Consider the following 25,095-nt stretch of genomic DNA (forward strand, 5'->3'; position numbering starts at 1 on the left):
GAATGGAGCGGAAAAAAAATGGCGCAGGGTGAGATAAATATGTCATAATGTGAGATGATCAATTCGAAATAATGTTTGGAGGCTGCGGCGGATGACCCAAAAACTTGAACTGACCTATCGGCAGCAATTGGATTCCAACTTGGAATATTACTACTCCGGCTCGGAGCGTTGCGCGCCTGGACACTCGTACGGCCCGGCGGTTCGCCAATATTATTTAATTCACTATGTGAGGAGTGGCCGTGGCATCTTTCGCGTATCCGGTAAGGAGCATTCGCTTCGGGCGGGGCAAATCTTTCTCATCAATCCAGGCGATGTAACGTATTACCAGGCAGATCTCACCGATCCGTGGCATTACAGTTGGATCGCTTTCCACGGCCTGGAGGCGGCCACCAATCTGCGGCAAGCTAACCTTACGGCGGAGTCGCCCGTGATGGCGCTTGCACATGTCAATTTTATGTCCTGCTTTGAAATGCTGGAAGATGCCAAAAAATTGTCCGAAGGCCGGGAACTGCGCCTGACTGGTGGCGTGTATATATTTTTGTCAAGTCTGTTGGAAGCAGCGTCAGGCAAGTATGCACAGCCGCTGCCGAAACCGCGTGGACAATACGTGAGAGCGGCGATCGAGTTTACGGAGAAAAACTTCTCCCGCCACATGACGATTGAAGAGCTTGCCTCTTACATTGGACTCAACCGCAGCTATTTGTGCGCCATATTCAAGGAAGAGACGCAGCTCTCACCGCAGCAGTATTTGATTCGATACCGGATGGAGAGGGCCTGCGAGCTGCTCGAGAACGAGTCGCTCTCAATCGGTGACATATCGCGCTCGGTCGGGTACGACGACCCGCTCGTTTTCTCCAAAATGTTCACCAAGCTGAAAGGCATGTCCCCGCGCGAATACCGCAAGCAGTCGGCCGCGCCAATCGATGAGGCCACCAAAAGGATAAATCAAAACCACAATTCCAGTTTGTAAACCTATCGGAGAGTGAAGTCATGGACAGACTCACTCTCCTTTTTTGTTTCATTTACAGTTCCTTCAACCAGGCAGCAAGGGCTACGCCAATCTCATCGGGCGAGTCTTCCTGGGGATAATGGCGTCCACGAACGTTGATCTCGGTTTGAACGGGCCAGCTGCGGCAGAAATCTACATGAGTGGACGGCAGCGTACCTGGATCACAGTTGACAAATAGTTTTGGAATCGAGCTCTGTGCTAGCCATTCGCCGTTTGTGGTGACGATCTCCGTCACATCAGCCGGATCGCCATCAAATGGCAGTTGCCGCGGCCAGGTTAGTGTAGGTCGGCGTCCTTCGCCGGGCTGGATGAAAGGCCGACGATATTCAGTCATCTCTTCCTCCGTCAATTTACGCAGAATACCGATAGGAAGGTTAGTCTCAATGAAAGAGTTTTGTTCCAATACCATCTGTTCACCTTTCTGGGATCGCAATGCCTGGAAGATATTCCGTCCCGTTTCGGGGAGTTCGCTCCAGCTGCGGGGTTTGATAATTCCTTCCATGTAGGCGATTCCTTTCACGGCCTCCGGATGGCGATACGCCCAATCAAATCCCAAGACAGACCCCCAATCGTGCACAACAAGGGTAACCCGCTTGTGAACACGAAGTTGTTCCAAAAGGGCATCGAGATATCGGCGATTCTCGACAAACGTGTACGAATCGGGACCACTATCAGGAAGTTTCTCGGAGTCCCCCATACCAATGAGATCAGGAACAATGCAGCGGCCGAGAGTTTGAGTATAAGGAAGAATGTTCCGCCAGAGATAAGAGGAAGTAGGGTTGCCATGCAGGAAGACAATCGGATCGCCACTTCCTACCTCCACATAGGCCATTTCTAAACCCAACACCCGTTGACGTTTCTTTTCGTAGGGGAAAGACGCACGAATCATACAGAATCTCACCTTTCATTTATAATTGAATGCAAGTACATACTTTCGTTAATTGCGAAAGATAAGCTCCGAACGGAGCTGCTTAATGAGTAAAATAAATAGTATTAGGGACTTAGAGCCTTAGCAAATAAACGAACGCTTTCCTCAATAAATTCGTTCAGCGTTTCTTCCGAAACCGCTTCTTTCCTATTCAGGCTGCTGATAAAAGCCCCAAAATTCATCCACATAAACGATAAAGCTTGGATTTCAGGATTTGAAGTGACAACTTTGCCTTGTGATGACATGGTAGTCAGATATTCTGTGAGCAGATTTTTCAATTGCTCGGGGTTACTGGAAGCCTCTTGAAGAACGGCATCGGGTAGAGTACTGCTTCCTTTTAGCGAGATTGAAAGTAGTTTTTTGTTCCGGTTCATGATGTTATGGTACGTTCGACTGAGTGTAAGAAGATCTTCATGAAGATTTCCTTTAAGACCTTCGTAAAAAAGCTTTGTCATCTCATTGCCATAGTGAAACCGATTGAAAGCGGCCTCTAGCAGTTTTTCTTTTGTTCCGAAATGCCGAAATAATGTGACTTCGTTCACTCCGGCAGAGAGTGCGATTTCTTTGGTCGTTGTACTGTCATATCCTTTTTCAGCCATGAGGTTTATCGTTGCCAGCAATATTTTTTCGCCTGTAGTTGGATTAGCGCTCATGAATCCCCCTTATTAATGCAAGTGCTTACTTTCATCGATGATTAAATTCTATATTGAGTGAGGCGACATGTCAATAGATAAGGGATTGGAACCGTTCCGCACGAAAAGAACTTGCAAGATTACGTTTGTAAAATTCGGTCTCGATCCACCAGAATATCGTAAAAAAGAATTGACAGCGGGGAAGAAAAAAAGTAATGTGATTTTAGATACAGGTATATAACATGTTTTTAAATGCCACATCAGAAGAAAGAAGGTTGAACCATTCATCATTGCAGTTCGGCATCATCGGATTGGTTTCTATTCATGTGTAGCATTTCACGGAAATTCTGTACAAAACCGATCACCTTTACCTTGTACCCGACGGTGAAATTGTGACAGCGTTTCCAGGAAAAACTCGCATGAAGACAGACCACAATCAATCTTTTGGGCTGAAGGACGAAAGTCAATCGATCATTATAACAGAGTGGAGAGGATCACTATATGAGAATGGCCAGAATAGGCGTGCTGTCGGATCAACAGGCCACCGGGCGCCGCCATCGTTACGGTATAAATGTATTTGAAACGTATATTGGTGAAGTGTTAGCACATGCAGGCCTGCCTTTTCAATGGATCAACCGGGCAGAGGATATTCAAGTCTATGATCCGGATGTATTAATCATTGCGCTTGCAGAGGAAGACCCGGAGACGGAGGAAGCGATCTGGGCATATTCGGAACAAGGTGGCACGGTGATATCCTATGGGGGCTTGAACCGGCTTGCCACAAGACTGGGCTGCTATGAACTGCGGGAATTACCGGTCGGCTATACACACCCGGATCAGCTTGGAGCATTTGGTGACGTAGCTCTGCGCCATCTGGGTGCCAAGCCTTGGGATATTGGCGCCGCATCGGCAGCCTACGGCGCCCAGTCGTTCGGGACGCTGTGCAAAGATACACCGGACGGAACAGAAGCAGGTGCCGTCAGGCTGCAATTCAATGTCGGGCAGGGCAGAATAGACCGCTGGTCGGTCAATATTCCCAAGACGATCGTGATGTTCCAGCAGGGGACAGGTCCAGTGATTCACGACGGAGTCCCTGCCAGAGACGGAACGGGAAGTGTCGATGAAGGGATATTAAAGGCAGACGACGCTTGCGGGATGGACTGGGAGCTGGATCGTCTGCATACTGAGACGGGAGCACCTTATTTTGCATATCCTTATGCGGATATCTGGAGAGAACGGTTGATAGCACATCTGTTGCAAATTGTAACCGGCAAAGGAATGACAGTTCCCCTGATCGGCTACTGGCCCGACGGCGTTCCGTGCGTAGCGACAATTTCCCATGACAGCGATCATAATATCGACGAGAGTGCCGAAACCACGCTGGAGGTTCTGAAGGAATGCGGGATTCATTCAACCTGGTGCATGATTGAGCCGGGATACAGCCCATCAGTCTATGAGCGTGTGCTGCGCGAAGGACATGAGCTTGCCTTTCATTATAATGCGCTCGATGTGCAAAACGGGAGATGGGGCGGAGATGAATTCGGCCGGCAGTTCGAATGGCTGAAGCAGGCGACAGGACTGCATGCGGTCACCTCTAACAAAAATCACTATACCAGGTATGAAGGCTGGGGAGAGCTCTTTGAATGGTGCGAACAGAACGGCATCCAGGCCGACCAAACGAGAGGCCCGAGTAAAAAGGGCAATATTGGCTTTATATTCGGAACCTGCCATCCTTATTTCCCTATCGCTTGGTTCGATCAGCATAACCGCCTGTACGATGTTTTGGAGATCAGCTTCCTGACACAGGATCTGGATCATATCTCCTTAGCGGATTCCAGTGTCGTCATTCCCTTCCTGGAGCAAACGGCGAAGGCGGAGGGAGCAGCGCATTTTCTCTTCCATCAGATCCACATCCATCAGCAGCCTGCGGTGACGGATGCGCTGCGTAAGGTGGTTGACGAGGCGGTCAAGAGGGGCTTCCGCTTCTGGACGTCTGAGCAAATCAACCAATGGGAGCGTGCGCGCAGAGAAATACGGATCGACGGGATTGACGAGCAGGGAGAGATCCGGGCAAGCGGTACAATCGGAGTTAATGATATCATCGTCTATCTTCCTTCGCCGGATAAAGAAGCGGGGCCGGATATGGTGGAGCGTTTTGGTGTGCCATGCAGAAAGGTGGTACTCAACCGATCTGCAAGCAATCAACCCGTATAGGAGATTTTCGCTTGGCAGACCGAAAGTGATAGTCGGTCCGTTTATGGCAGCGGACAAGTGATTTCCTCCGATGCTACCGAAGGGGAGGAAATCACTTCCAGTCCGTTTACAGACCAGAGGAATGCATGCCGTCATCCGGTATCAGAATGCGATTCCGGTATTTGCCGATCTGAAGTCGCATACCTGCAAACATCCACACAAATTATGTCAACTTACATCACACATAATTATATATTATTGACATGATTAGAGCATCCCCAAAATAAGTGATTATCTTAAAAAAATTGATAGCGATTACATCTTAAAAATTATAGTTGACGTTTGTTTTTTTTAAAGAATATAATACAGGTATGATACATATAACATATTTGATTGTTAGTTTTGATAACATGAGGGAGGTTATGATTTATGAAAGCATCGAAACAAATTATCCATCTTATCATGATGCTGGCCTTAATCCTGATTCTTGGCGCTTGTTCTTCCGGGAACAAGAACAATGAAGGAAACGCGCCCGCAAATGCAGAAGCCGGTTCAAAAGGAAATGAGAAGAAGGAGGTCGTAGATTCCGGTACGGAACGCCTCAAGCTCAACTGGTTTGTCAATTCATCGGGAGATGCTGTACTTCCTAAAGGGAATACGGATTTCATCAGACAAGCGATCGAGCAAAAGTTTAATGTTGAACTTAATATCCAGCACATGCCGGCAGGTGGGGATTTCGAAAGCAAGATCAGCCTTCTGCTAGCTTCCGGAGATACCCCGGACCTGTTTACATCGACAGGAATCGCTTCCCAGAAATTTATTCTGGACGGAGTCACGGCAGATATGACCCCGTTTGTGACCCCTGAGAAAATGCCGAATTATTTCAAATGGATCAGCAATACAGAGCTTGAACGCTATGCGGTCGAAAAGAAATTCGAACGTGCTCCGGTTATTTTCCCCCGCGAAGTATACCGGTCCTATTATATCCGCCAGGATTGGCTGGATAATCTGGGGCTGAAAATGCCGACCAATTATGAAGAAATGCTGAAGGTGATGCATGCATTCACATTCGATGATCCGGATGGGAACGGCAAGAAAGATACGTTTGGTTTGACAGCCGCCGGGAACGGCACTACCCTGTCTTTTGATTTCCCCCAGTGGATCGAGAATGGGCTAATTGGAGCATTCATGGTGCGGGACAACAAAATTGTAGACGTTCAAAGCGATCTGGCTGTCGGTCAGGTTCTGCAGGGCGTGAAGGATATGATGAAGGAAGGTACGGTTGATCCTGATTGGTTCCTCCTTAAAGGCACCGAGCATATCGATAAAGCCGTTGGCGGCAAAGCGGGGATTGTAGTTGGCGGATCTCAGTCATTCGCTTTTGACAGCGAGCCAACGAGTATCCAGAACAAAACGAAAGCCATAAATCCTAAGGCGAATTGGATGCCATTCCATCCCTTTGCCGCAACAGGTACATGGACGGAGAACCTGCCTGAGACACCGTTCTTGTTCTCCCGCCAAACAGCGGAGAAAGAACCTGAGAAAATCGAGCGGATTGTACAAATTCTGGACTGGATGGCAAGTGAAGAGGGATTCCTGCTAATCAATTATGGGGAAGAGGGCAAGCACTATACACGTTCCGGCAAGACGATCACCGTGACGAGTTCCAATATGGATGCATACAACAAGGATGTTGTTGAGCAGGGGAATTTCCCGGATGTGTACCGTTTCTTCTATTCGCATAACCCGGAATATACGCCGCTTGGGCTTGATTTAGTGGATGAGAGACTGTCGGACCGCGACCGTCAAATCAACGACATGATTCAGACGTATAAGCTGATTCCTTCGATCGGAACGAATGTTTCTCCTCCAGCCGGTTTCAATCTTTCTGATTTCCGCAAAAAAATGAGGGAATATCACGTTCGTATTCTATTTGACGAGGCGGATGCGTCCAATTGGCCGAAGTATCAGGAAGAGCTGCTTACGAAGTTTGGCGGACAGCAGATGATTGACACCTATACCGAACAAATCAAAGCAGCTGGCGTCATCAAATAGTTTACATGAGCACGGGAAGGGGAGTATATGGATGAAGCAAAACGCAGTTCTTGAGCGCTCCCCTGTGGGTGCCAAACCGCTACGTCAGCGATTTTCCGGAGCATTACTCCGATATCGCTGGTTTTATCTCATGATGGTTCCAGGCTTGCTCTATTATGCAATCTATCACTACGTCCCGATGGCCGGCTTAATTATTGCGTTCAAGAATTACAGCCTGGGCAAAGGAATCTTAGGCAGTGAGTGGGTAGGCTTTGACAACTTCAACATCATCTTCCATACGCCTGACTTCTACAAACTGCTACGCAATACGTTATTGATCAGCGTCTACAGGATCCTGTTTAATATGGTGCCGGACGTCCTGCTGGCCCTCATGCTGAATGAGGTTCGTGTCTTGTGGTTCAAGAAGATCATCCAGACGGTTACTTACGGCCCTTACTTTCTGTCCTGGGTAATTGTATATGGTTTGGCTGTAGCTTTCCTGGCACAGGATTCCGGAATTGTAAATTACTATACCCGGGAGCTGGGCGGGACCGCAGTCAATTACCTGGCCAGCAACGAGTATTTCCGGCCGATCATCCTGCTTACCGATATGTGGAAAAGTACAGGTTTCGGAGCAATCATCTATCTTGCCGCGCTGGCTACAATCAACCAGGAGCTGTACGAAGCCGCAGTCGTAGACGGCGCAGGGCGATGGAAGCAGCTGTGGCATGTCACGCTACCCGGTATACGGGACGTGTTCATTCTGCTGTTGATTTTAAGAATCGGCCACATTATGGATGCAGGTTTCGAGCAGATCTATATCTTCCTAAACGCTCGTGTGTATGAGGTTGGAGACATCATCGACACCTGGGTGTTCCGCCGCGGGCTGGAAGAGCTTGAATTCAGCATTGCGATCGCAACGAATCTGTTCAAATCCGTGATCGGCTTCATTCTTATTATCGGAGCCAATAAACTGGCCAAAAAATTTGGTGGATCGGGAATCTGGTAGGAGGTCGAATGCATGTCCCTGTATAAATCAAAATCGGACCGAATTATAGATGTCTTGATCTACTTGCTGCTTGGCATCTTCGGCTTCCTTACTCTTTTTCCTTTGTATTATGTATTTGTTGTCTCGATTACCCCATATTCTGAAGTACTGCGGCACGGCGGATTCATTATGCTGCCAACCTCGGTTACGATGGACGCTTTCCAGGCGATATTCTCAAGTCCGACGGTTCCGCAGGCGCTTAAAATTACAATATTCGTCACTGTAGCCGGCACCTTTCTCAATCTTGCCGTGACGACGCTGCTTGCTTATCCGTTGTCCAAGAAATTTATACCTGGCCGGAATATCGTCCTGATAGCCATCGTATTTACCATGCTGTTCTCAGGCGGTCTCATTCCGCTGTACCTGGTCGTAAGGGCTACAGGCTTGATGAATACAGTTTGGGCGCTCATTATTCCGGGTCTGGTTTCAACCTTTAATATGCTGATCATGAAAACCTATTTTGAGAATTTGCCAGCCGAAGTGGAAGAAGCAGCCAAAGTGGATGGCTGCGGCGATGTCGGTACATTATTTAGAATCGTATTGCCTTTGTCAGCACCAATTATGGCAACGATCGGATTGTTCTACGGGGTGGGCCATTGGAATGCCTACTTCCAGGGGATTATGTATATTAACGACAAGACGCTGCAACCAATACAAGTTGTCCTGCGGAATATGATTCAGACGCCCAACGTAAGTCAGGAGCTTGCGATCTCCAACCCGATGCTGCTGCAGACGCTTCCTCCTGAGACAATCAAGATGGCAACCGTCGTAGTCGCGACCATCCCGGTTTTAGTGATATACCCATTTCTGCAGCGTTACTTCGTTAAGGGAATGCTGCTGGGTTCGATAAAAGGATAAGGAAAATAGGCGGCCGGGTAAGCTTGATATCTCCGGCTAGTCGAAACGCACGGAATTATGACCGGGATAAAATAAGCTTCACCCGGTCAGTCACTTCCGCGGCGGACTCCATACCGGTCCAGAACAGCGTCATTTCAGTCTCCAGCTCATCGACAAGACTTGCATCTTCAAAGATTTCATGCAGAAAATGACTCTTTTCGATCGAATTATCATAGATTTGGAGCGATTCCAGTCCGAGTTGGCTCCATGTCGCCTCGTTAATCGCTTTGCGGACGGAAATAAAACCTGTTGTCGCGCTCAACTGCTGCTGCACCTCCGGATTTACCGCTGTTTCCAGAAACGCCCGCGCCAGTTCAGGCTCTTCACTGTTCTTCGGAAGCATAAGAACGTTGGCGATCAGCATGGTCTGCTTTTGTTTTCCAAACGGCAGCGGTGCAATCTTGGGGGTGAAGGGCATCGTCTGGTGTCTCCAGCCGGCAAGCTCAATCGATGTCGTCAAGACCATGGCTGCCTTTTCCCGTGTGAATGCTTCTGAGTTGAGTGCATTTCGGGGTGTGAGAAAAGCAGAACGGCGTTTGTATAACAGGTCGTGAATGAACTCCAAAGTGTTCAGAATTGGTTCCGTACTGTCTACTTCCTTGAAATTCACGCCGTTCTGCAGTGCGATGACAGGCCAGCGGCTTAGGGACGACGCTAAAGAGAAACCATAAACGTCATTAATGCCATCGCCATTCAAATCCATCGTTAATTGCTCAGCGGCTTCGAGAAAATCATCCTGCGTCCAGAATGGAGATGGCTCAGTTACACCATGGCGCTGAAACAATTCCGGATTATAGGCCAAATAAACGGTTGAAAAAGTAACGGGCAGCGCCTTCAACCGCCCGGAATCGCTGAATGATTTCCATAAGCTCGGGTAAATGCCTTCCTGGCTGCCGCCAAGCTTGTCCTGCAGATCCGAATATTGTTCCAAATCTTCTACTTCGTAGAATTGGCGGTCGGACAGGAGGATAAGATCTGGCTTCAAGCCCAGATCAATGCTCGTATTGATAGAATCCCAGAAATCACCGGCCGAGAAACTCATACACTTGACTTCGACGCCCGGATTGTTCTTCTGAAACGCATCGATTACGTGCGGCATGCAAATATCATAGAAGTGGGAGGGGGAAGTAGCGAAAATGCGCAAAACCTTATTGGGCGACGCTTCAACAACAAAGTCAGGGGAAACGATAGTTCCCTGTCCGACCTTCTTGATAATTAGCTTCTCCAGCAAAAGCTGATCCAGCGATTTGCGCACCGAGCTTCTGCTCATGCCGTAATGCTTGCAAAGCTCATGCTCGGACAATAGAAATTCCCCAGGCTTGATGAAACCGGAATGGATTTGTTCACGTAGAATATTAGCCAATTTTAAATATCGGAATTCATTCTCTCTTCTCAATATAATGACTCCTATCTTTATGCTGGTATGATTATTACTTCAACATTGTAAAGCAACAACAAAAAGAATACAAGTAAAATACAGATGTTAGATTGTTGTAAGAAAGCCAACCATTAAATCTTTAAATATGGAGCAGGAAATCGAAAGCAGTTTTTGATTTAAACGGATAAATTAACATGGACATGATATGTATCTTTATTCTGAAAGATGAAAAGGGGGTGAGTGACGAGATAGGTTTGTCATATTGTGTAAACGAATTTAAATGAAGGGGAGGAAATTATGAAGCCTTTACTAAACCGATTGGTTATTGTTCAGCTGTCTGTGCTGTTGTTCGCGGCATCTGGACTGCCGGCGCCGAAGGCGCTGGCCGGGGAAGGAAGTTCGGAACAAGTGCGGAGTATGAGCTTAGGGAAAACGAAGTCGACTTATTATACGGCGGAAAAGGTGACGAATGCGCGCAGTAACATCGAAAAATATGACTGGGCGAAATCGATTCGCGACAACGCCGTCAAGAAAGCGCAATTTTTCTTAGACTTGGATGACGAATTTTTATGGCATTTTCCGACTTCGCAGGCGCTGCCCCGCAGTTTGGGCGTGCTGACGCGGTACAAGCAGCGGGTGAAGGGCAGTCCGGGTCCGGATGGGGCCGAGATCAACAAGTACGGCAACTACCCATGGATCATTGATCCGATTAATCATCCGTGGAAGCTGAAAAGTCCCGTAACAGGCGAACTATACCCAACCAACGATTTCAAGTCGTATTATGAGAGCGGTCTCAACGAGCAGGGTGAATTCGATCCGGAGCTGGCCAAAATAAATGGCTCGCAATTTTTGAAAAATGAGTTATACCCCGAACGGGGCGAAAATTGGGGCGTTGATGACGGCTGGGGATGGAAGGACGCGGATGGCGACGTCTGGACGTTCATTGCATATTACAACCATTGGGCTCATTGGGTGACCGGTGGCGGCAACGCCAACCACGGATATATTACGCGCGGATTGGACGCCTTGCGCGAAGCATATTTGTATACGGGAGATCCCAAATATGCCCATAAAGGGCTGATCCTGCTCGATCGGATCGCCGATTTATACCCGGATATGGACATTTCGGTCCATCATTGGGATTTGGGCTTTGACAACGGAGACCCCAGCGTTCATACCGCACAAGGCAAAATTGTACATGACATATGGGAAACGGGCATAGTCAAGTCGTTCACCTATGCTTACGATGCGTTTTACCCGGTGATCGATCAAGATCCCGAGCTTCTTTCGTTTCTTAGCTCGAAAGCGGAGCAGTATAAATTGGGGAAATCAAAAAATACGCCGGACGATATACGCAATAACATCGAGGACAACATTTTGCGCTATATTTACCCAGGTGTGCAAAACTCTCAGATCCGGGGCAACATCGGGCAGCATCAAAGCGCATTGGCGCTCGCCGCCGTGGTGCTTGACGAAGAAGGAACGAGCAAGGAATGGCTCGATTTCGTGTTCAAGCCCGGAGAGCTGATCAAGCAGCCCGACCCCAATGCGCCCTTCGGACGAAAATATATTTTGACAGGTGGAAATTTTGACCCTGTGTTCTATAACGACATTGACCGGGACGGCTGGGGCAATGAAGCATCGCCAGGCTATAACATGGGCTGGCTCGACAATTTCCAGATCGTCGCCGATGCAGTCGACGGTTACGAGCGTTACCCGGAGTATGATTTGTACAATAATCCGAAGTATTTGAAAATGTTCCAGGCGTATTATCCGATCATCATGCTGGACAACTATACGCCGACGATCGGCGATACAGGAAAAACAGGCAGTCCTGGACTGATCGGCAGCTTGGCGAACGATTTGATCGGCTTCGAAAAAACGGAGGATCCCATCCTGGCCCAGCTCGCCTACAAGCGGAACGGAAATAAGACGACGGGCATGCACGGCAGCATTTTCTCGGCCGATCCCGAAAAAATCGTCAGAGATATAGAGGAAGTGATCCGGACAAAAGGGGCGTTCCGGTTGGGCAGCACGCACGAGACCGGATTCGGGTTTTCAGCGCTCCGGGACGGCGATCAGGACAACCAGCGCGGCTTGTGGTCGTATTATGGCCGCAATACCGGCCACGGTCATCTCGATACGCTGAACATTGGTCTGCATGCGTTCGGAATCGACCTGTCGCCCGATTTGGGCTATCCGGAAGTGACGGGTACCGATCCGGAACGATTGAACTGGACCAGCGCAACGTCGAGTCATAATACAGTAGTTGTGGACCGGCAATCGCAGAAGCAACAAGTGGCGGCGATTCCCCGCCATATTGATGAAACAGAAACCGTCAAGCTTCTGGATATTGAAGCCCCGAATGTGTATCCAAAGACGGAGCTGTACCGTCGGACGACTGCTCTGATCAAAGCGGATGAAACGAATTCGTATGCCATCGACTTTTTCCGGATCAAAGGGGGGAGCGACCATGTGTTCAGCTTCCACGGGGCGGAAGGCACCGCGACGGTGGAAGGTCTGGAGATGGTCCCGCAAAGCGGAGGCTCTTATGCGGGGGCAGACGTTCCGCTTAAAGATCCTGACTATAACAAGAACGGGCTTCTCAGCGGCTTCAATTATTTGGGAAGGGTGGAGCGCGATCCCGATCCGACCGCAGCCTTCAGTGTTGATTGGAGCCTAAAAGATACGTGGAACGTACATCCGGTCGATCGGGACATTCATATGCGACTAACGATGCTTGGAGAAACCAACGATGTGGCACTTGCTGACGGGGTGCCTCCGCAGAACAAGCCCGGCAATCCGAAGACACTGCGCTATATGCTGGCGCATCGGAGCGGATCCAATTTGGAAAGCAACTTTACATCCGTGATAGAGCCGTACGAGAACGAACGATTTATTGCGGACATTCAAGAAGTGTCCGTAAAGACGAACGGCAAAGCGGCTACCCCATTAGAAGCGAAAGCGGTCAAGGTGACACTGCTTGACGGTCGGATCGACTACATCGTCAGCGCTTTGAATGAAGAAGCGTTATACGATGTTGATGACAAGTTCAAGTTCCAAGGAAGTTTTGGGATGATATCTTATCGGGACGATAAGCCGGTGTATACGTATATGCATGATGTATCCCGACTGAAGCCGGATAAGGGACCGATGCAAGCTAAGCTGCCAGCCATTCAAGGTACAGTCGAGAGCTTCACGAAGGAGCTGTCATCGCAGAACGAGATTGTTGTAGATATGAAGCTGAATCATGGCGTGAAACCCGAACAACTGGTCGGGACATTCATTCATTTGGAAACGGACGGAGTGCGCAACGCCTCGTACGAAATCAAGAGCATCGTGAAAACGGGTGGAGGTCACCGCTATGTGATCGGCATCGGCGACATAACCCTGATTCGCGGCATGCAGGATAAGACGGACCGGAGCAAAGGGTTCGTCTACGATATTGCGAAAGGTGCCTCGTTTACAATTCCGTTAACGTACGAAATACGCTAACTGGACTGACCGTTCTACTTCGACAAAAACGGGGCTCCTGGCTCATAGTCGATAAGCATTGACCGCATCCGTTAAGGCTGCCAGCAGATCGATTTGGCATTATAACGAGATCTGAGCTTGCAACAATGTTGAGCAGGGTGATACGGAATGACACAGTAAAAGCAGCTATGGCTTAATGCCTTAGCTGCTTTTGTGCTTTTTGATTTACAAGACAGAAGCAACGGATACGGTTTGGTTAGTCCGGTATCATTGAAGGCAGAAATTGAAGATTATAACCAGATCGATCAAATTTCCTCCATAGTACATCAATAAGCCACCTGTTTCACCCTGGACTTGAGGTATCCCTTCCGGAGGCCGCGCATAAGCTTGGATATTATTCCGTGACCTGCAAATGCAATGATCATCCTAATGGAACGCAGCATATAACTGGTTCGATGCAGGGTTACTTTGTAGCATTCCCGATAAAGTGTGCAATGCGAAGGCAAGCATGGAGAGCATGCCACAGGAAACAGACTGTAAACACTCCCATGCTGAGCGTGTTTTTACCTATTCCTTATACTGATCTATGCTGTCTCGCAGAAGCTGGAGCACCGCATCTCTCAGACGGGGTGGGGATAGGACCTGTACATCGGGGCCGAAGCGGATCAGTTTACGGGCCGTAAACGGAAATTCTTCTAGCGGAACCTGACCGCTCCAATGATCGTCCGTAACCGTATGAAAAATGGGGTCGTCTTTGGCGAGGCGCGCACCAAAAGAGGAAAACCGAAGTAACACTTCGGCTGTCTCACGATTATCGGGAGTCTGCCCCCACTCGGCGAGGGACGGAACTTCGAGATCAACCGGGCCAGTCCTCTCCACGTTTTGAATCCGATCCACCCGAAAGAGGAGTACCTTGTCCTCGTTCCGAGCAGGCATATACCAATAGCCGTTTTCGAAATATATGCCGAAGGGGTATAAGTTGTGCTCCTTTTCCCCATTGGCGGACCTATAGGCGATCCGGATTTGCTGCTTGGTAATCGCCGCCTCCAAAATTTCCGTCGTCCAAGGTGCAGGTTCATATAGTTGAATCATCCGGATGGAAATGTGGCTGCGCATCTGATCGATGTTCGTCTGCACATCGGAAGGCAAGCTTCCGTAATACTGTACGGCCAGGTGGGAACGAATCGCGTCAAATGGGAAATCAGGCACCTTCTCCAGTATTTCAAGCATCAGAAACAAGCCGAGCGCCTCGCTCCGGGTCAACTGCAACGGCGGCAGAATGCGGTTCTCCAGCGCGCGGTACCCGCCATGGGCCCCTTGTTCGCTGTACAGTGGAAAACCGATTTGCTGCAGGTAGTCCAGGTCGCGCTGGATGGTCCGAACCGAAACGTTAAAGCGTTCAGCCAGTTCGCGGGCCGTAAACTTCTTTCGGGAGTCGATGATCCGCATCATGGTTAATCTCCGCTCGTTCATGGCAACCTCCAAATTACGTCAAGTTTTGTCGTATTTCTATTGTAACATATAGGATAGAAGGGAGCGATCAAGCAATGGAAAACTCCGGACAGCATTGTTAAAAAGATATCCTCACTTACATTAATAGGACATATGGTGACGTATTTGAGGTCTATTATGGGTGGTAGATCAACGAAAGGAGTAACAAATTATGACGCGAAGAATAATTTTAGATTTAGCGGTTACTTTAGATGGTTTTATTGAAGGGAAAAATGGTGAAGTTGATTGGTGCATTATGGACGCTGAGCTGGGGTTCAATGATTTTTTAAATCAAATTGATACCATTCTCTATGGAAGAAAAAGCTATGATTTATGGGGACAATTTACTCCGGAAATGGAACATACGGATGCTGACAAAGAATTTTGGGAACTGGTTCATAGTAAAAAGAAATATGTGTTTTCCAGGACGCAGAAGGGGACTGATGATAAAGCGATATTCATAAATGATCGTATTCTTGAAGAAGTAACTAAATTAAAGAATAAGCCTGGCAAAGACATCTGGCTATATGGCGGAGCAAGTCTTATTACAACTTTTATCAATTCAGGGCTTGTCGATGAATTCAGATTATCTGTTCACCCTGTTGTTTTGGGAGAAGGGAAACCCCTGTTTGTGGATATAAAACAGAGGGTGAATTTGAAACTGGTTCATACAAGAGCGTTCTCCTCAGGCGTTGTACAACTTATTTATCATTTGGATGGGAACGAATAATATTGCCTAACAAACTTTATCTGCATGGAGAACATTCGTCTAATCATGACAATATAGAAATCGGAGGTGGAGTCTATGAACGTCAATGATATCGTAATTGAAGGAGCACGCGAGAATAACCTGAAAAACGTGAATGTCCGCATCCCGAAGCGAAAAATCACGATCTTCACCGGCGTCTCGGGCTCCGGCAAATCTTCTCTGGTCTTCGACACTATCAGCGCCGAAGCTCAGCGGCAGCTTAACGAAACGTTTTCCGCATTCATCCGCAATCGGCTGCCCCGTTTTAGTCAGCCGGATACCGATCTCATTGAGAACTTGTCTACCGCGGTAGTGATCGATCAGAAAAGGCTCGGAGGCAACTCCCGTTCGACGGTCGGCACGATCACGGATATTTATGCGATGTTCCGGCTGCTGTTCTCCAGAATCGGTAAACCTTTTGCCGGCAATTCGCATGTTTTCTCATTTAACGACCCAGCCGGCATGTGCCCGGAATGCTCCGGAGTCGGACAGGTGGTGCAGTTTGATGTGGGCAAGCTGCTTGACCGTTCCAAATCGCTGAATGAAGGCGCAATCCTGTTCCCCGTATTCAAAATAGGAAGTTGGTATTTGAATACGTATATCCATTCCGGCTTGTTCGACAACGACAAGCGGCTTGCCGACTATACGCCGGCAGAATGGGATACCCTCCTTAACGGCAAAGAAAGCAAAATCGTATACCGCACCAAAGGCGGCGATATTGAATCGAATTATGAAGGTCTGCTGCCCAAGCTCACCCGCTTGTATTTAAAACGGGACAGCAGCGAGATGTCTGATGCCAAACGCGAAACCCTATACCGCTTTCTATCCAATAGGGAGTGTAACCTTTGCGGGGGAAGCCGGCTTAATCAAGTGGTCTTAAACTGCCGGATTAACGGTTACAACATAGCCCAATGCACAGCCATGGAGATTGGAGAGCTAATACGTATGATCGAATCCGTTCGGGAACCCGTTGCCGGCCCGATGATTGACGGGATTCTGACCCGGCTGAACCATTTGGTCTCCATTGGGTTGGAGTATCTGAGTCTGGACCGACAGACCGCAACTTTGTCGGGCGGGGAATCGCAGCGCATCAAGATGGTCCGTCATCTGAGCAGCAGTCTTACCGACATGATCTACATTTTCGACGAGCCGACGGTCGGGCTGCATCCGCGGGATGTCCATCGTCTGAACGATATGCTGCGCCAGCTCCGGGACAAAGGGAATACCGTACTCGTCGTCGAACATGACCGCGAAGTCATGGAGATCGCCGATTACATCATCGATGTCGGACCTCATGCGGGAACCCGCGGCGGAGAAATCGTCTACGAAGGCGACTTTGCGGGCTTGCTCCAAGCGGATACCTTGACAGGACGGTACTTGAAGCAAAGTCTGCCCTTAAAAACTTCAACCAGGGTGCCCAAGGGTCGGATGACTGTAGCCGGCGCCAGCCTGCACAATCTGAAGGATGTGACAGTCGAAATACCCGTCGGTGTGCTGACCGTGGTAACGGGTGTAGCCGGCTCAGGCAAAAGTACGTTGATTAACGGAGCATTCCTACCATCGCACCCCGAGTCGATTGTCATCGACCAGTCGGCCGTGGGCACATCCATCCGCTCCAATACGGCCACTTATACGGGGATGATGGACGAGATCCGACGGCTGTTCGCAGCCGCCAACAAGGTGAGTGCATCGTTGTTCAGCTTCAACTCCAAGGGAGCCTGTTCCAACTGCCAGGGTCTCGGGATGATATACACGGATCTGGCCTTTCTCGAGCCAATAAGGACGATATGTGAAATTTGCGCGGGCAAGCGGTTCAGCGATGAAGTGCTGCAGTATACACTGAACGGAAAATCCATCAGCGACGTCCTCGCTATGACGGTACGGGAAGCTTCGGCGTTCTTCAGCGGGAAGGAACTTCTCCACCAAATGCGGACGCTTGAGGATGTAGGACTCGGGTACGTAACGCTTGGCCAGCCTCTGAGCACCTTGTCGGGCGGGGAATGCCAACGCATCAAACTGGCCGCGGAACTTCACAAGGAAGGCAGTCTCTATGTGTTGGACGAGCCGACAACCGGACTGCATATGTCCGATATCTCTCGTCTGATGGGCATTATGAACCGCTTGGTCGACGGGGGCAACACGGTGGTGGTCATTGAGCACAACCTCGATGTGATTAAGAGCGCGGATTGGATTATTGACATGGGTCCCGAGGGCGGCCACCGCGGTGGCCGAATTGTATTCGAAGGCACTCCTGTCCAGCTTGCTGCTGCCGAGCATTCGATAACAGGGGCGTATTTGGGCAAGGCAGTAAACGGCCAGGGAGCGACTTCCTGACAGAGTGCTTTGCAACGGGCTAACTTCTTGTCCTTTGCTAAGACAAGAAGTTGCACATTTCTCCGATAATGGACATAAAAATGATATGTTTTCCGCAATAACGAAACCATGAATATTCAGGATTTATTTTTCATCATGCAATAATCTGCGGTATTCCTTTGGCGTAACTCCATACAGGGAAATAAACTTCCTATAGAAAAATGATAAATTATTATAACCGATTTCTTTGGAAATCTCCTCAATGGTTTGATTGGTTAGCTTCAGCAGCAGCGCAGCATGTGTAAATTTCTGCTCGTGTACTAAAGTAGAAAAGGTTTTTCCGGTCACATTTTTGATGATCCTGCCTAAATGCGCTGCTGAATACCGAAAGTGCTCGGCCGTTTGTTCTAATGTCGTGTTTTGATAGTGTTTATTAATGAAAGCTATTATTTCGATTACAGAGATATTCGATTTTCTAACTCCTTTGTCCAAGAACATTTTGTAACGATCACTTTCTAATAGTTTGCTAAATAGGATGGTCAGATAAGATTTAATAATCTCCCGGTTCACATATCCACTTCCAAATGACTCGCATAAAATGTTTTGAATCGTTTGTTTGATTTGCCAATTATTTGACGTGTGGAATAACAGAAAATTCTTTTCTCTCGAAGCATCTGCGATAATCGAAGCAATTGTTTTACCGAGTATATTATCCCCAAGAATTTTGTAAATGAATGAACTGTCAAAAAACTCATTCTTCGCTAAAAAGTTGATGAGGATATCATTCTCACCACTTTTATCAATGGAATGCTCCACATTCTTATTGAGAATAATCAAGTCTCCCTCTTTTAATTCAAACCGTTCACCCTGAATTTCTTGATAAAAAGTACCGCTATAAATGTAATTCATCTCAAATAGGTTATGAGTGTGCTTTAGCATTTTTACAAACCTGGTATGTCTGGAGATGGTGAAGATTTCTCCAGTGACATTCAATTGAAGCGTATCCCCCTCCAACGTGTAATGGTATATGGGTGGGTGAGTAATTGCCTTAGACGGAGTAGATGCTTCACGAGAATTGTTTTGGACAGAGAATCTTTCCTCTGATAAGGCAGGGGAGAGAATCCGATTTTTAATGATTTCATCTGTCAGATCGTTATCTTTTAATTTAATCTCCAATTCTGTCAATTCAAATAACATACGGTCCAATTCTTCATAATCCATGAAATCGCCTCCTATAGATATTTTATCAGTTTTGGTTAGTAAAATAGGCGAATATGGACATTGGATAAGGAAGGATCATGCGTTACTATATCAGAAAAGGTTAGTTTCAATTTGCTCCTGCGATTAGTGCCATGATTGATGCTCGACGGTACTTGGAACTAAGATGCTATAGTTACGTTTTGTTCATGTATTGTAATCGGAGGTAATCATTATGAAGCTTGGCTATATTGAAGATGGATCATTGTTTTCAAACCAGGCCATCAGAAGCGTTGTTGAAGAAATGTTCATAGAAGGCGAACAATTGCTTCGAATTCATACCGCTTGGCAGTTAAAAAATGGTCAGATCCTACTCTATGAATATTCACCCAGAAACAGTCCCGCAAGTAATTTTTGCTTCATTGATTGTATGGAGGATTATAACGAACTGTGTAATGAACTTAAATGGGTCCATGGAAAATAGAGTTTAACAACGAATTAGGCGTATATTTGTGTCATTTATTCTTGACACAAATATACCCCATAGTAAGAGTTTGCCACAATACTTCCCTCAAATGGCGAGCTGGGGAAAGTAAGGGATGGTACATGAAGCGAGATCATTTGGCACAAATGCATAACCTCGCCACCAACCAGTCCGGGGTCTGATCATTCCAGTTCGTGGACAGCAACAGCAGAAAATAGCGGAAAATCCGCTAAACAAAAGCGCCGCAACCCTATCATTCGGATTGTGGCGCTTTTGTTCTCGTTGAATCATCCTTCTACCGTTCTTTGGCAAGCCGTGCTTCCAACTTGGCAATCAGCTGCTGCACATGTGCCCGCCATTCGTCCCAGCTCGACGATTCCCGCCACAGCTCCGCCAAATCCCCCTCGGAATCCCCCTCAATGTCAGTCCAAATCACGTTCAAATGCTCCAGCAAAGCCCCAAGCGCGGCACGATCGGCCGTGAACGCCCGCACTTGCGTCAAGGCGCGTTCTTCCTCCTCATGATCGTAATCCAAACTGCCATTAAGCACTCCACCGATTAATACTAATCTTTATTAAATTTATTATTGAATGTCCATTAAAAAACTGGTAAGCTACTTGGTGAAGGAGGTGCTAAGTGAAGAATATTGTGATTTCCGGTGGAACCGATAAGGCGCTCGCGCTTACATATCTAATCCGAAGGGATAACATCGTCATCATTGGCACACAAGGTGGCAAGTTGAACGACCTACTCGGTGTCGCCTTCGCTGACAAGTACGGGGCGGGCCGACCCGATACGTTTATGTTCCACCCGAGCACAAGTCCTTCAACAAGGACGCCACGAAGCGGCTCTATGACGTCACCCGGGAATTGCTGTCACATTGACATAAAGTTGTATGTACGAGGAGGTTAAAATAATGGCCAGACCCAGAGAGTTCGATACGACAGAGGTTCTTTCCAAAGCTATGAATTATTTCTGGAAGTTTGGTTATGAAGGTGCGTCCATGCAAGAATTGGTGAATCATGTGGGAATCAAGGCGCAAAGTCTTTACAACACTTACGGGGGCAAACGCGATCTGTTCTTCGCGGCGCTCAAGCATTATGTCAATCAAAGTACGGTGGTTCATACGCTCGAACATACGTCTTCGGGAAAAGAAGCCATCACTAAAGTGTTCCGTGAATTGCTTGCAGATCTTGCCCAATCGGATCGAACGAGGGGATGCTTCATAAACAATACTTGCGTGGAACTCGCGCCGCACGACTCTGAGATTGCCGATTTTATAGAAAAAGAAAGAATCCGTCTTGAACGCGCTTATTACCTTGCGTTGACCCGAGCCAAAGAACAGGGGGATATCAATGAGCGCTATCAGGATCTTATGGCTCTTGCGCGATATTTGAACAATGCGCAAGGGGGATTGATGGTTACCGCCAAGACAGTAACGGATATGACTGTTCTGGAGGATATCGCTGGGGTCACTCTTTCGATATTCGATTGAAAGAAGGTCCCCTTTTTTTCTTTGTTTTTTAATGATCGTTCAATAATATGATAGATAAAGGGAGATTGAAAATGAACAAGTACTTGGTCCTTTATTTACTTGCCTTTTGCGTATTTGTCATGGCATCTGCCGAAATTGTTGTAGCGGGTATTCTAGGAATGATTGCACAGGATACGAATGTGTCCGTAGGTATGGCCGGGCAATTGGTGACCGTCTATGCCATTGTCATTGCGGCTGGATCACCCATTCTGCTATCACTAACTTCAAGGATGGAAAGGAAAAAACTTCTTCTGCTTACCTTTTTTGTTTTCATATTCGGGAATTTTCTTGCCTTCTTCAGCCCAAATTTCACCATTCTCATGGCTTCTAGAATTGTTCAGGCGGCGAGTGCTGGTGTGTTTACAGTAGTCGCTTTGACTGTAGGCGCAAGTATGGCAGCGCCGGAGAAGCGTGGCAGTGCTATCGGCATCATTATCATGGGTGCAAGCACGGCCTTGGTCGTCGGCGTTCCACTTGGGACTTTAATAGGAGAATATTGGGGATGGCGTTTAGTCTTTATGTTTATCAATATTTTAGCCCTGTTTTCAATCATCGGGATTTCTGCTTCTGTTCCCAAAATGGAAAGTCAGGAATCGGTTTCGTTAAAAACTCAGGTTGCGGTATTACGGGATCGCCGCATAATTAGCGGATTGTTCATTACGTTTTATTGGGTCATAGGGTATCAATTAATATTTACCTATATCTCCCCCTTTCTACAGGAGGCTGCAAGCCTCAATACGACACAGATCAGCACAGCTCTATTCATATGCGGTATATTTGCAGTAATAGGTTCGCGTATCGGAGGATACGGCACTGACCGATGGGGGATTTACCGGACTCTGCTTGTCAGTCTGCTGCTCCACGCTGTGTCGCTAGCGGTACTTTCTTGGGTGGGAACAACATTTTTAGGGTATATAATAATCCTTTCCGTTTGGATAGGATCTGCCTATATGACAACGCCTGCACAGCAGTACTATCTTGTGTCGCTTTCTCCGAACTCCTCCGGTTTGGTGCTCGGCTTGAACAATTCCGTGCTTCAACTTGGAATTGCTGTTGGAGCCGGTGCAGGGGGATGGGTGGTAAATCAAACATCAGTCATGAATCTGGGCTGGATTGGAGCAATTAGTGTTGTGATCGGTATGTTTGTCGTATTTTACTCATTTACATTAAAAAGTAAACCACTAAAAGAACCGAATGCAACCTCATAAACCGGTTCCCTGTAAGCTACAGCGGTCCCTCACATGCCTATCATCCTAATATTTCTATTTCAACTACTATCAACCCACTCCTTAATTGATTACTAAAAATCATGATAAGTATAAAATTTATAAATTATACGCCATATAAGAACAAGTATACAATTCTATCTATGAGGAGGGATAGTAAATGGTGAACAATAAACAGTTACAATTTGAGTGGCAGAAACCCACAGCACATCTGGTGACTGGAGGTGGAGGCGTAAAGCTGCATGTCGAGGAGTCCGGCAATGCTCATGGCCAACCTCTCCTATTTATTCATGGAGGATCGCAGAGTCACTTATGTTGGAATAAGCAGCTTTATTCTGAGCTCGCTTCGGATTTTCGGTTGGTCACAATGGATTTGCGGGGTCATGGTCTTTCGGAGAAACCAAAAGACGGATATGGTGAAGCGCAGCTGTGGGCGGATGATATTCACGCCATCATCCAGGAGTTGAATTTAATGCAGCCGATATTAGTCGGTTGGTCGTTCGCGGGAATTCCAATTCTCGATTATATCCGGGTTTATGGAGAGAAAGATATTGGGGGCATTTATTTTGTCGGGGCTATAACCCGACTTGGCAGGGAAGCTTCTATGGTTGATTTGGGTAGTGCCACGCTGCAGTTTTCAACAAGTTTTTTTTCAAATGAACCGATGATAAGGGTACATGCACTAGATCAGTGGTTAAAGCAATGTGTTCATCACAAAGAGCTGTCACAAGAGGAGCATTATTTCTTTCTCGGATGTAATGTAATCGTTCCGGCTTATGTTCATCAAGGAATCTTCACCAGGCAAGTGACGAATGACGATCTGTTAGCATCCCTTACCAAGCCAGTCCTTGTAGCACAAGGAATGCACGATCGAACAGTTAATCTTGGAGTCGGGCAGCGAATCGCTGAAATCACCCCCAGCTCCAGATTATCGCTGTATGAAGAGGCGGGGCATGCCGTATTCTGGGATCAGCCGGAACGCTTTAATCATGAACTGCGAGAGTTTATAAACTCGATATCGTTGAACTAATGGGACGCTATAGTTTCACTAGGGGGCTGTCCCAAAAGTAGGTCTGCTCATTTGAAGAGACAGCCCACTTTATCAATAATGGGCAAAAATAAAGCAATGGCGGTACTAGGGAGTTATCCTTGTACCGCCATTGCTGGCTTTTGGTCAATTGCTGCTTTCTTGAGCAAATTGTGGGCGAGTGAAAGCCACCCGACCTCAAGACTACCGCCGGCTGCAGCTCTGACTTTTTGAGATAAATTCCTTCCTTTGCTATTCACTTAGTGTGACTTTTGGTTTGGGAGTTAGTTTGGTTTCAAATGTGTTCAATCGTATGTAGAATTCGGTTCATTGCAGCCAGCTTGAAAGCCTGGAAATGCGCAACAAATTGACCTTTAAGTCGTCTAAAATATAGGAATATTTTGGGGTTCGAGAATGAAACCCTGAAATCAACGTATATTCCTTTTCGGCATTGGTCGGAACGAACGATTAAAGGAGGTCACGATGATGAAAAAACTAACATGCATGTTGACCCTGGTTGGCGCAATTATGTTCGGATCGACGGCTGCAGCCGCGGGTAATATAGGAATTACTTACCTTGGGAAATTGGTGCAGACGGACAGCCCGCCCATTATCGACAAGGGAAGGGTGCTCATCCCACTTCGGGTTGTTTCTGAGGCATTAGGCGCCAAAGTCGATTGGAGTCAGCAGTCTCAAACAGTTACCATCGATAAGTGGATGCAGCATATGTCACTGACGTTAGGACAACAAGTCGCTATCATTGAAGAAAAGCATGCCAACGGAACTTCCAAAGAAACGGTCAAACTAGATGTGCCCGTCAAAGCGATCCATAATCGGATCTATATTTCAGTTCGATTCGCTTCAGAACATTTCGGTTACCGGGTCGATTGGGCCGATCGGACAGTGTCCATCAAATCGCCGATGAGTGATAGGGAGCGTGCCAATCTCTATACCGGTGACCTGACGACAGCACGAAAAATCGTTATTCATGCGAAAACATCTGGAGGCGGCGGTCATTACGAGTATCCAGCCTTGGAGACTTTACACCCGACGTTAAACTATGACAAAGAATTTCTCTTTCCCAAAGGTGAGGCGTTTCGATTCTTTTACATTTATGGTGATGAAACAGCTACGTTGTTCGAATACAAGGATGACTTTCCCGTGGCGACTTGGCAGGCTCATCTCGATCCGTACGCAGCGGATCCGTTCGTACAGTTGCTGAACGGACGATTCAAAGATGCTACAGGTCCGATGCCCGATATCGGCGGCCCCTTCCTCTACTACGAAACCGGCTTCTCGGGTCCCACGAGCTGGGAATCAAGCGGCCAAGTCGGAATGGATGGGAAGGTAGAAGTCAGGGCGTACAAAAATAAAGATGCCGCAGATGTAACGCATGTGTCCGGCACGATTGCGTATTCGCTGCCGGGGGAAATCCGCAAGGAGGCTGTCGAAATACCGAAGCTTTGACGTAATGGGGGGAAC

Annotated in this window: 19 protein-coding genes; 13 read left to right on the plus strand and 6 right to left on the minus strand. The window is 47.6% G+C overall.

The genetic code is table 11. From position 1 onward, the window contains the following. Positions 1–91: 91 nt before the first annotated feature. On the plus strand, positions 92–970 hold the full coding sequence (locus IEY46_RS09045; RefSeq protein WP_188991142.1) for an AraC family transcriptional regulator: 879 nt from the start codon (positions 92–94) through the stop codon (positions 968–970). 52 nt (positions 971–1,022) lie between these two features. On the opposite strand, the gene IEY46_RS09050 is transcribed toward IEY46_RS09045, so the two are convergent. Beyond that, positions 1,023–1,898 (minus strand): haloalkane dehalogenase, encoded by an 876-nt coding sequence (locus IEY46_RS09050; protein ID WP_188991144.1) that lies wholly within the window; start codon positions 1,896–1,898, stop codon positions 1,023–1,025. Positions 1,899–2,002: 104 nt separating this feature from the next. Next, positions 2,003–2,590 carry a TetR/AcrR family transcriptional regulator gene (locus tag IEY46_RS09055; protein ID WP_188991146.1) on the minus strand — a complete coding sequence of 196 codons (588 nt, stop codon included), beginning with the start codon at positions 2,588–2,590 and terminating at the stop codon, positions 2,003–2,005. 480 nt (positions 2,591–3,070) lie between these two features. Between IEY46_RS09055 and IEY46_RS09060 the strand changes: the two genes are divergently transcribed. The 4 genes from IEY46_RS09060 (at position 3,071) to IEY46_RS09075 (ending at position 8,702) form a co-directional block, all read left to right on the plus strand. Beyond that, positions 3,071–4,783, plus strand: a complete 1,713-nt coding sequence (locus IEY46_RS09060) for a polysaccharide deacetylase family protein (RefSeq protein WP_188991148.1) — start codon at positions 3,071–3,073, stop codon at positions 4,781–4,783. A 408-nt stretch (positions 4,784–5,191) separates the two neighbouring features. Beyond that, complete coding sequence (locus IEY46_RS09065; RefSeq protein WP_188991150.1) at positions 5,192–6,817, plus strand: type 2 periplasmic-binding domain-containing protein; 1,626 nt, start codon at positions 5,192–5,194, stop codon at positions 6,815–6,817. A gap of 31 nt (positions 6,818–6,848) precedes the next feature. Further along, on the plus strand, positions 6,849–7,805 hold the full coding sequence (locus IEY46_RS09070) for an ABC transporter permease (protein ID WP_188991152.1): 957 nt from the start codon (positions 6,849–6,851) through the stop codon (positions 7,803–7,805). Between the two features lie 12 nt (positions 7,806–7,817). Continuing rightward, complete coding sequence (locus IEY46_RS09075; protein ID WP_188991154.1) at positions 7,818–8,702, plus strand: carbohydrate ABC transporter permease; 885 nt, start codon at positions 7,818–7,820, stop codon at positions 8,700–8,702. A 55-nt stretch (positions 8,703–8,757) separates the two neighbouring features. On the opposite strand, the gene IEY46_RS09080 is transcribed toward IEY46_RS09075, so the two are convergent. Continuing rightward, positions 8,758–10,137 (minus strand): extracellular solute-binding protein, encoded by a 1,380-nt coding sequence (locus IEY46_RS09080; protein WP_188991156.1) that lies wholly within the window; start codon positions 10,135–10,137, stop codon positions 8,758–8,760. A 279-nt stretch (positions 10,138–10,416) separates the two neighbouring features. On the opposite strand from IEY46_RS09080, the gene IEY46_RS09085 reads away from it, so the two are divergent. Then, positions 10,417–13,614 (plus strand): heparinase II/III domain-containing protein, encoded by a 3,198-nt coding sequence (locus tag IEY46_RS09085; protein ID WP_188991158.1) that lies wholly within the window; start codon positions 10,417–10,419, stop codon positions 13,612–13,614. A 546-nt stretch (positions 13,615–14,160) separates the two neighbouring features. On the opposite strand, the gene IEY46_RS09090 is transcribed toward IEY46_RS09085, so the two are convergent. Then, on the minus strand, positions 14,161–15,066 hold the full coding sequence (locus tag IEY46_RS09090) for a helix-turn-helix transcriptional regulator (RefSeq protein WP_188991159.1): 906 nt from the start codon (positions 15,064–15,066) through the stop codon (positions 14,161–14,163). A gap of 190 nt (positions 15,067–15,256) precedes the next feature. On the opposite strand from IEY46_RS09090, the gene IEY46_RS09095 reads away from it, so the two are divergent. Both IEY46_RS09095 and IEY46_RS09100 read left to right on the plus strand, forming a co-directional pair. After that, positions 15,257–15,814 (plus strand): dihydrofolate reductase family protein, encoded by a 558-nt coding sequence (locus IEY46_RS09095; protein ID WP_188991161.1) that lies wholly within the window; start codon positions 15,257–15,259, stop codon positions 15,812–15,814. 75 nt (positions 15,815–15,889) lie between these two features. Next, positions 15,890–18,166 carry an ATP-binding cassette domain-containing protein gene (locus IEY46_RS09100; protein WP_188991163.1) on the plus strand — a complete coding sequence of 759 codons (2,277 nt, stop codon included), beginning with the start codon at positions 15,890–15,892 and terminating at the stop codon, positions 18,164–18,166. Between the two features lie 123 nt (positions 18,167–18,289). Here the strand turns inward: IEY46_RS09100 and IEY46_RS09105 are convergent, their stop codons facing one another. Further along, the gene (locus IEY46_RS09105) at positions 18,290–19,366 is read right to left on the minus strand and encodes an AraC family transcriptional regulator (RefSeq protein ID WP_188991165.1); all 1,077 of its coding nucleotides are present in this window, start codon (positions 19,364–19,366) and stop codon (positions 18,290–18,292) included. Positions 19,367–19,577: 211 nt separating this feature from the next. On the opposite strand from IEY46_RS09105, the gene IEY46_RS09110 reads away from it, so the two are divergent. Beyond that, a complete protein-coding gene (locus tag IEY46_RS09110) occupies positions 19,578–19,826 on the plus strand; it encodes a hypothetical protein (RefSeq protein ID WP_188991167.1) in 249 nt (82 codons plus the stop codon). A 295-nt stretch (positions 19,827–20,121) separates the two neighbouring features. Here IEY46_RS09110 and IEY46_RS09115 read toward each other — a convergent pair whose 3' ends face one another. Continuing rightward, positions 20,122–20,328 carry a hypothetical protein gene (locus tag IEY46_RS09115; protein ID WP_188991169.1) on the minus strand — a complete coding sequence of 69 codons (207 nt, stop codon included), beginning with the start codon at positions 20,326–20,328 and terminating at the stop codon, positions 20,122–20,124. 414 nt (positions 20,329–20,742) lie between these two features. Here IEY46_RS09115 and IEY46_RS09120 point away from each other — a divergent pair, with 414 nt between their 5' ends. From IEY46_RS09120 to IEY46_RS09135, 4 genes are all read left to right on the plus strand, one after another. Beyond that, positions 20,743–21,321, plus strand: coding sequence for a TetR/AcrR family transcriptional regulator (locus IEY46_RS09120; RefSeq protein ID WP_188991172.1), 579 nt, complete (start codon positions 20,743–20,745; stop codon positions 21,319–21,321). Between the two features lie 71 nt (positions 21,322–21,392). Further along, positions 21,393–22,568 (plus strand): MFS transporter, encoded by a 1,176-nt coding sequence (locus IEY46_RS09125; RefSeq protein WP_188991174.1) that lies wholly within the window; start codon positions 21,393–21,395, stop codon positions 22,566–22,568. A 178-nt stretch (positions 22,569–22,746) separates the two neighbouring features. Continuing rightward, positions 22,747–23,616, plus strand: a complete 870-nt coding sequence (locus tag IEY46_RS09130; protein WP_188991176.1) for an alpha/beta fold hydrolase — start codon at positions 22,747–22,749, stop codon at positions 23,614–23,616. Positions 23,617–24,096: 480 nt separating this feature from the next. After that, a complete protein-coding gene (locus tag IEY46_RS09135) occupies positions 24,097–25,080 on the plus strand; it encodes a copper amine oxidase N-terminal domain-containing protein (RefSeq protein ID WP_229750166.1) in 984 nt (327 codons plus the stop codon). The last annotated feature ends 15 nt before the right edge of the window (positions 25,081–25,095 follow it).

This window comes from Paenibacillus nasutitermitis, from assembly GCF_014641075.1.
In the GTDB taxonomy this organism is placed as follows: Bacteria; Bacillota; Bacilli; order Paenibacillales; family Paenibacillaceae; genus Paenibacillus_Z; species Paenibacillus_Z nasutitermitis.

Excerpts from the sequence above, each read along its gene's own strand:
- IEY46_RS09045 (WP_188991142.1), top strand. The coding sequence starts at position 92 with ATGACCCAAAAACTTGAACTGACCTATCGGCAGCAATTGGATTCCAAC.
- IEY46_RS09050 (WP_188991144.1), bottom strand. The coding sequence starts at position 1,898 with ATGATTCGTGCGTCTTTCCCCTACGAAAAGAAACGTCAACGGGTGTTG.
- IEY46_RS09055 (WP_188991146.1), bottom strand. The coding sequence starts at position 2,590 with ATGAGCGCTAATCCAACTACAGGCGAAAAAATATTGCTGGCAACGATA.
- IEY46_RS09060 (WP_188991148.1), top strand. The coding sequence starts at position 3,071 with ATGAGAATGGCCAGAATAGGCGTGCTGTCGGATCAACAGGCCACCGGG.
- IEY46_RS09065 (WP_188991150.1), top strand. The coding sequence starts at position 5,192 with ATGAAAGCATCGAAACAAATTATCCATCTTATCATGATGCTGGCCTTA.
- IEY46_RS09070 (WP_188991152.1), top strand. The coding sequence starts at position 6,849 with ATGAAGCAAAACGCAGTTCTTGAGCGCTCCCCTGTGGGTGCCAAACCG.
- IEY46_RS09075 (WP_188991154.1), top strand. The coding sequence starts at position 7,818 with ATGTCCCTGTATAAATCAAAATCGGACCGAATTATAGATGTCTTGATC.
- IEY46_RS09085 (WP_188991158.1), top strand. The coding sequence starts at position 10,417 with ATGAAGCCTTTACTAAACCGATTGGTTATTGTTCAGCTGTCTGTGCTG.
- IEY46_RS09090 (WP_188991159.1), bottom strand. The coding sequence starts at position 15,066 with ATGAACGAGCGGAGATTAACCATGATGCGGATCATCGACTCCCGAAAG.
- IEY46_RS09095 (WP_188991161.1), top strand. The coding sequence starts at position 15,257 with ATGACGCGAAGAATAATTTTAGATTTAGCGGTTACTTTAGATGGTTTT.
- IEY46_RS09100 (WP_188991163.1), top strand. The coding sequence starts at position 15,890 with ATGAACGTCAATGATATCGTAATTGAAGGAGCACGCGAGAATAACCTG.
- IEY46_RS09105 (WP_188991165.1), bottom strand. The coding sequence starts at position 19,366 with ATGGATTATGAAGAATTGGACCGTATGTTATTTGAATTGACAGAATTG.
- IEY46_RS09110 (WP_188991167.1), top strand. The coding sequence starts at position 19,578 with ATGAAGCTTGGCTATATTGAAGATGGATCATTGTTTTCAAACCAGGCC.
- IEY46_RS09120 (WP_188991172.1), top strand. The coding sequence starts at position 20,743 with ATGGCCAGACCCAGAGAGTTCGATACGACAGAGGTTCTTTCCAAAGCT.
- IEY46_RS09125 (WP_188991174.1), top strand. The coding sequence starts at position 21,393 with ATGAACAAGTACTTGGTCCTTTATTTACTTGCCTTTTGCGTATTTGTC.
- IEY46_RS09130 (WP_188991176.1), top strand. The coding sequence starts at position 22,747 with ATGGTGAACAATAAACAGTTACAATTTGAGTGGCAGAAACCCACAGCA.
- IEY46_RS09135 (WP_229750166.1), top strand. The coding sequence starts at position 24,097 with ATGATGAAAAAACTAACATGCATGTTGACCCTGGTTGGCGCAATTATG.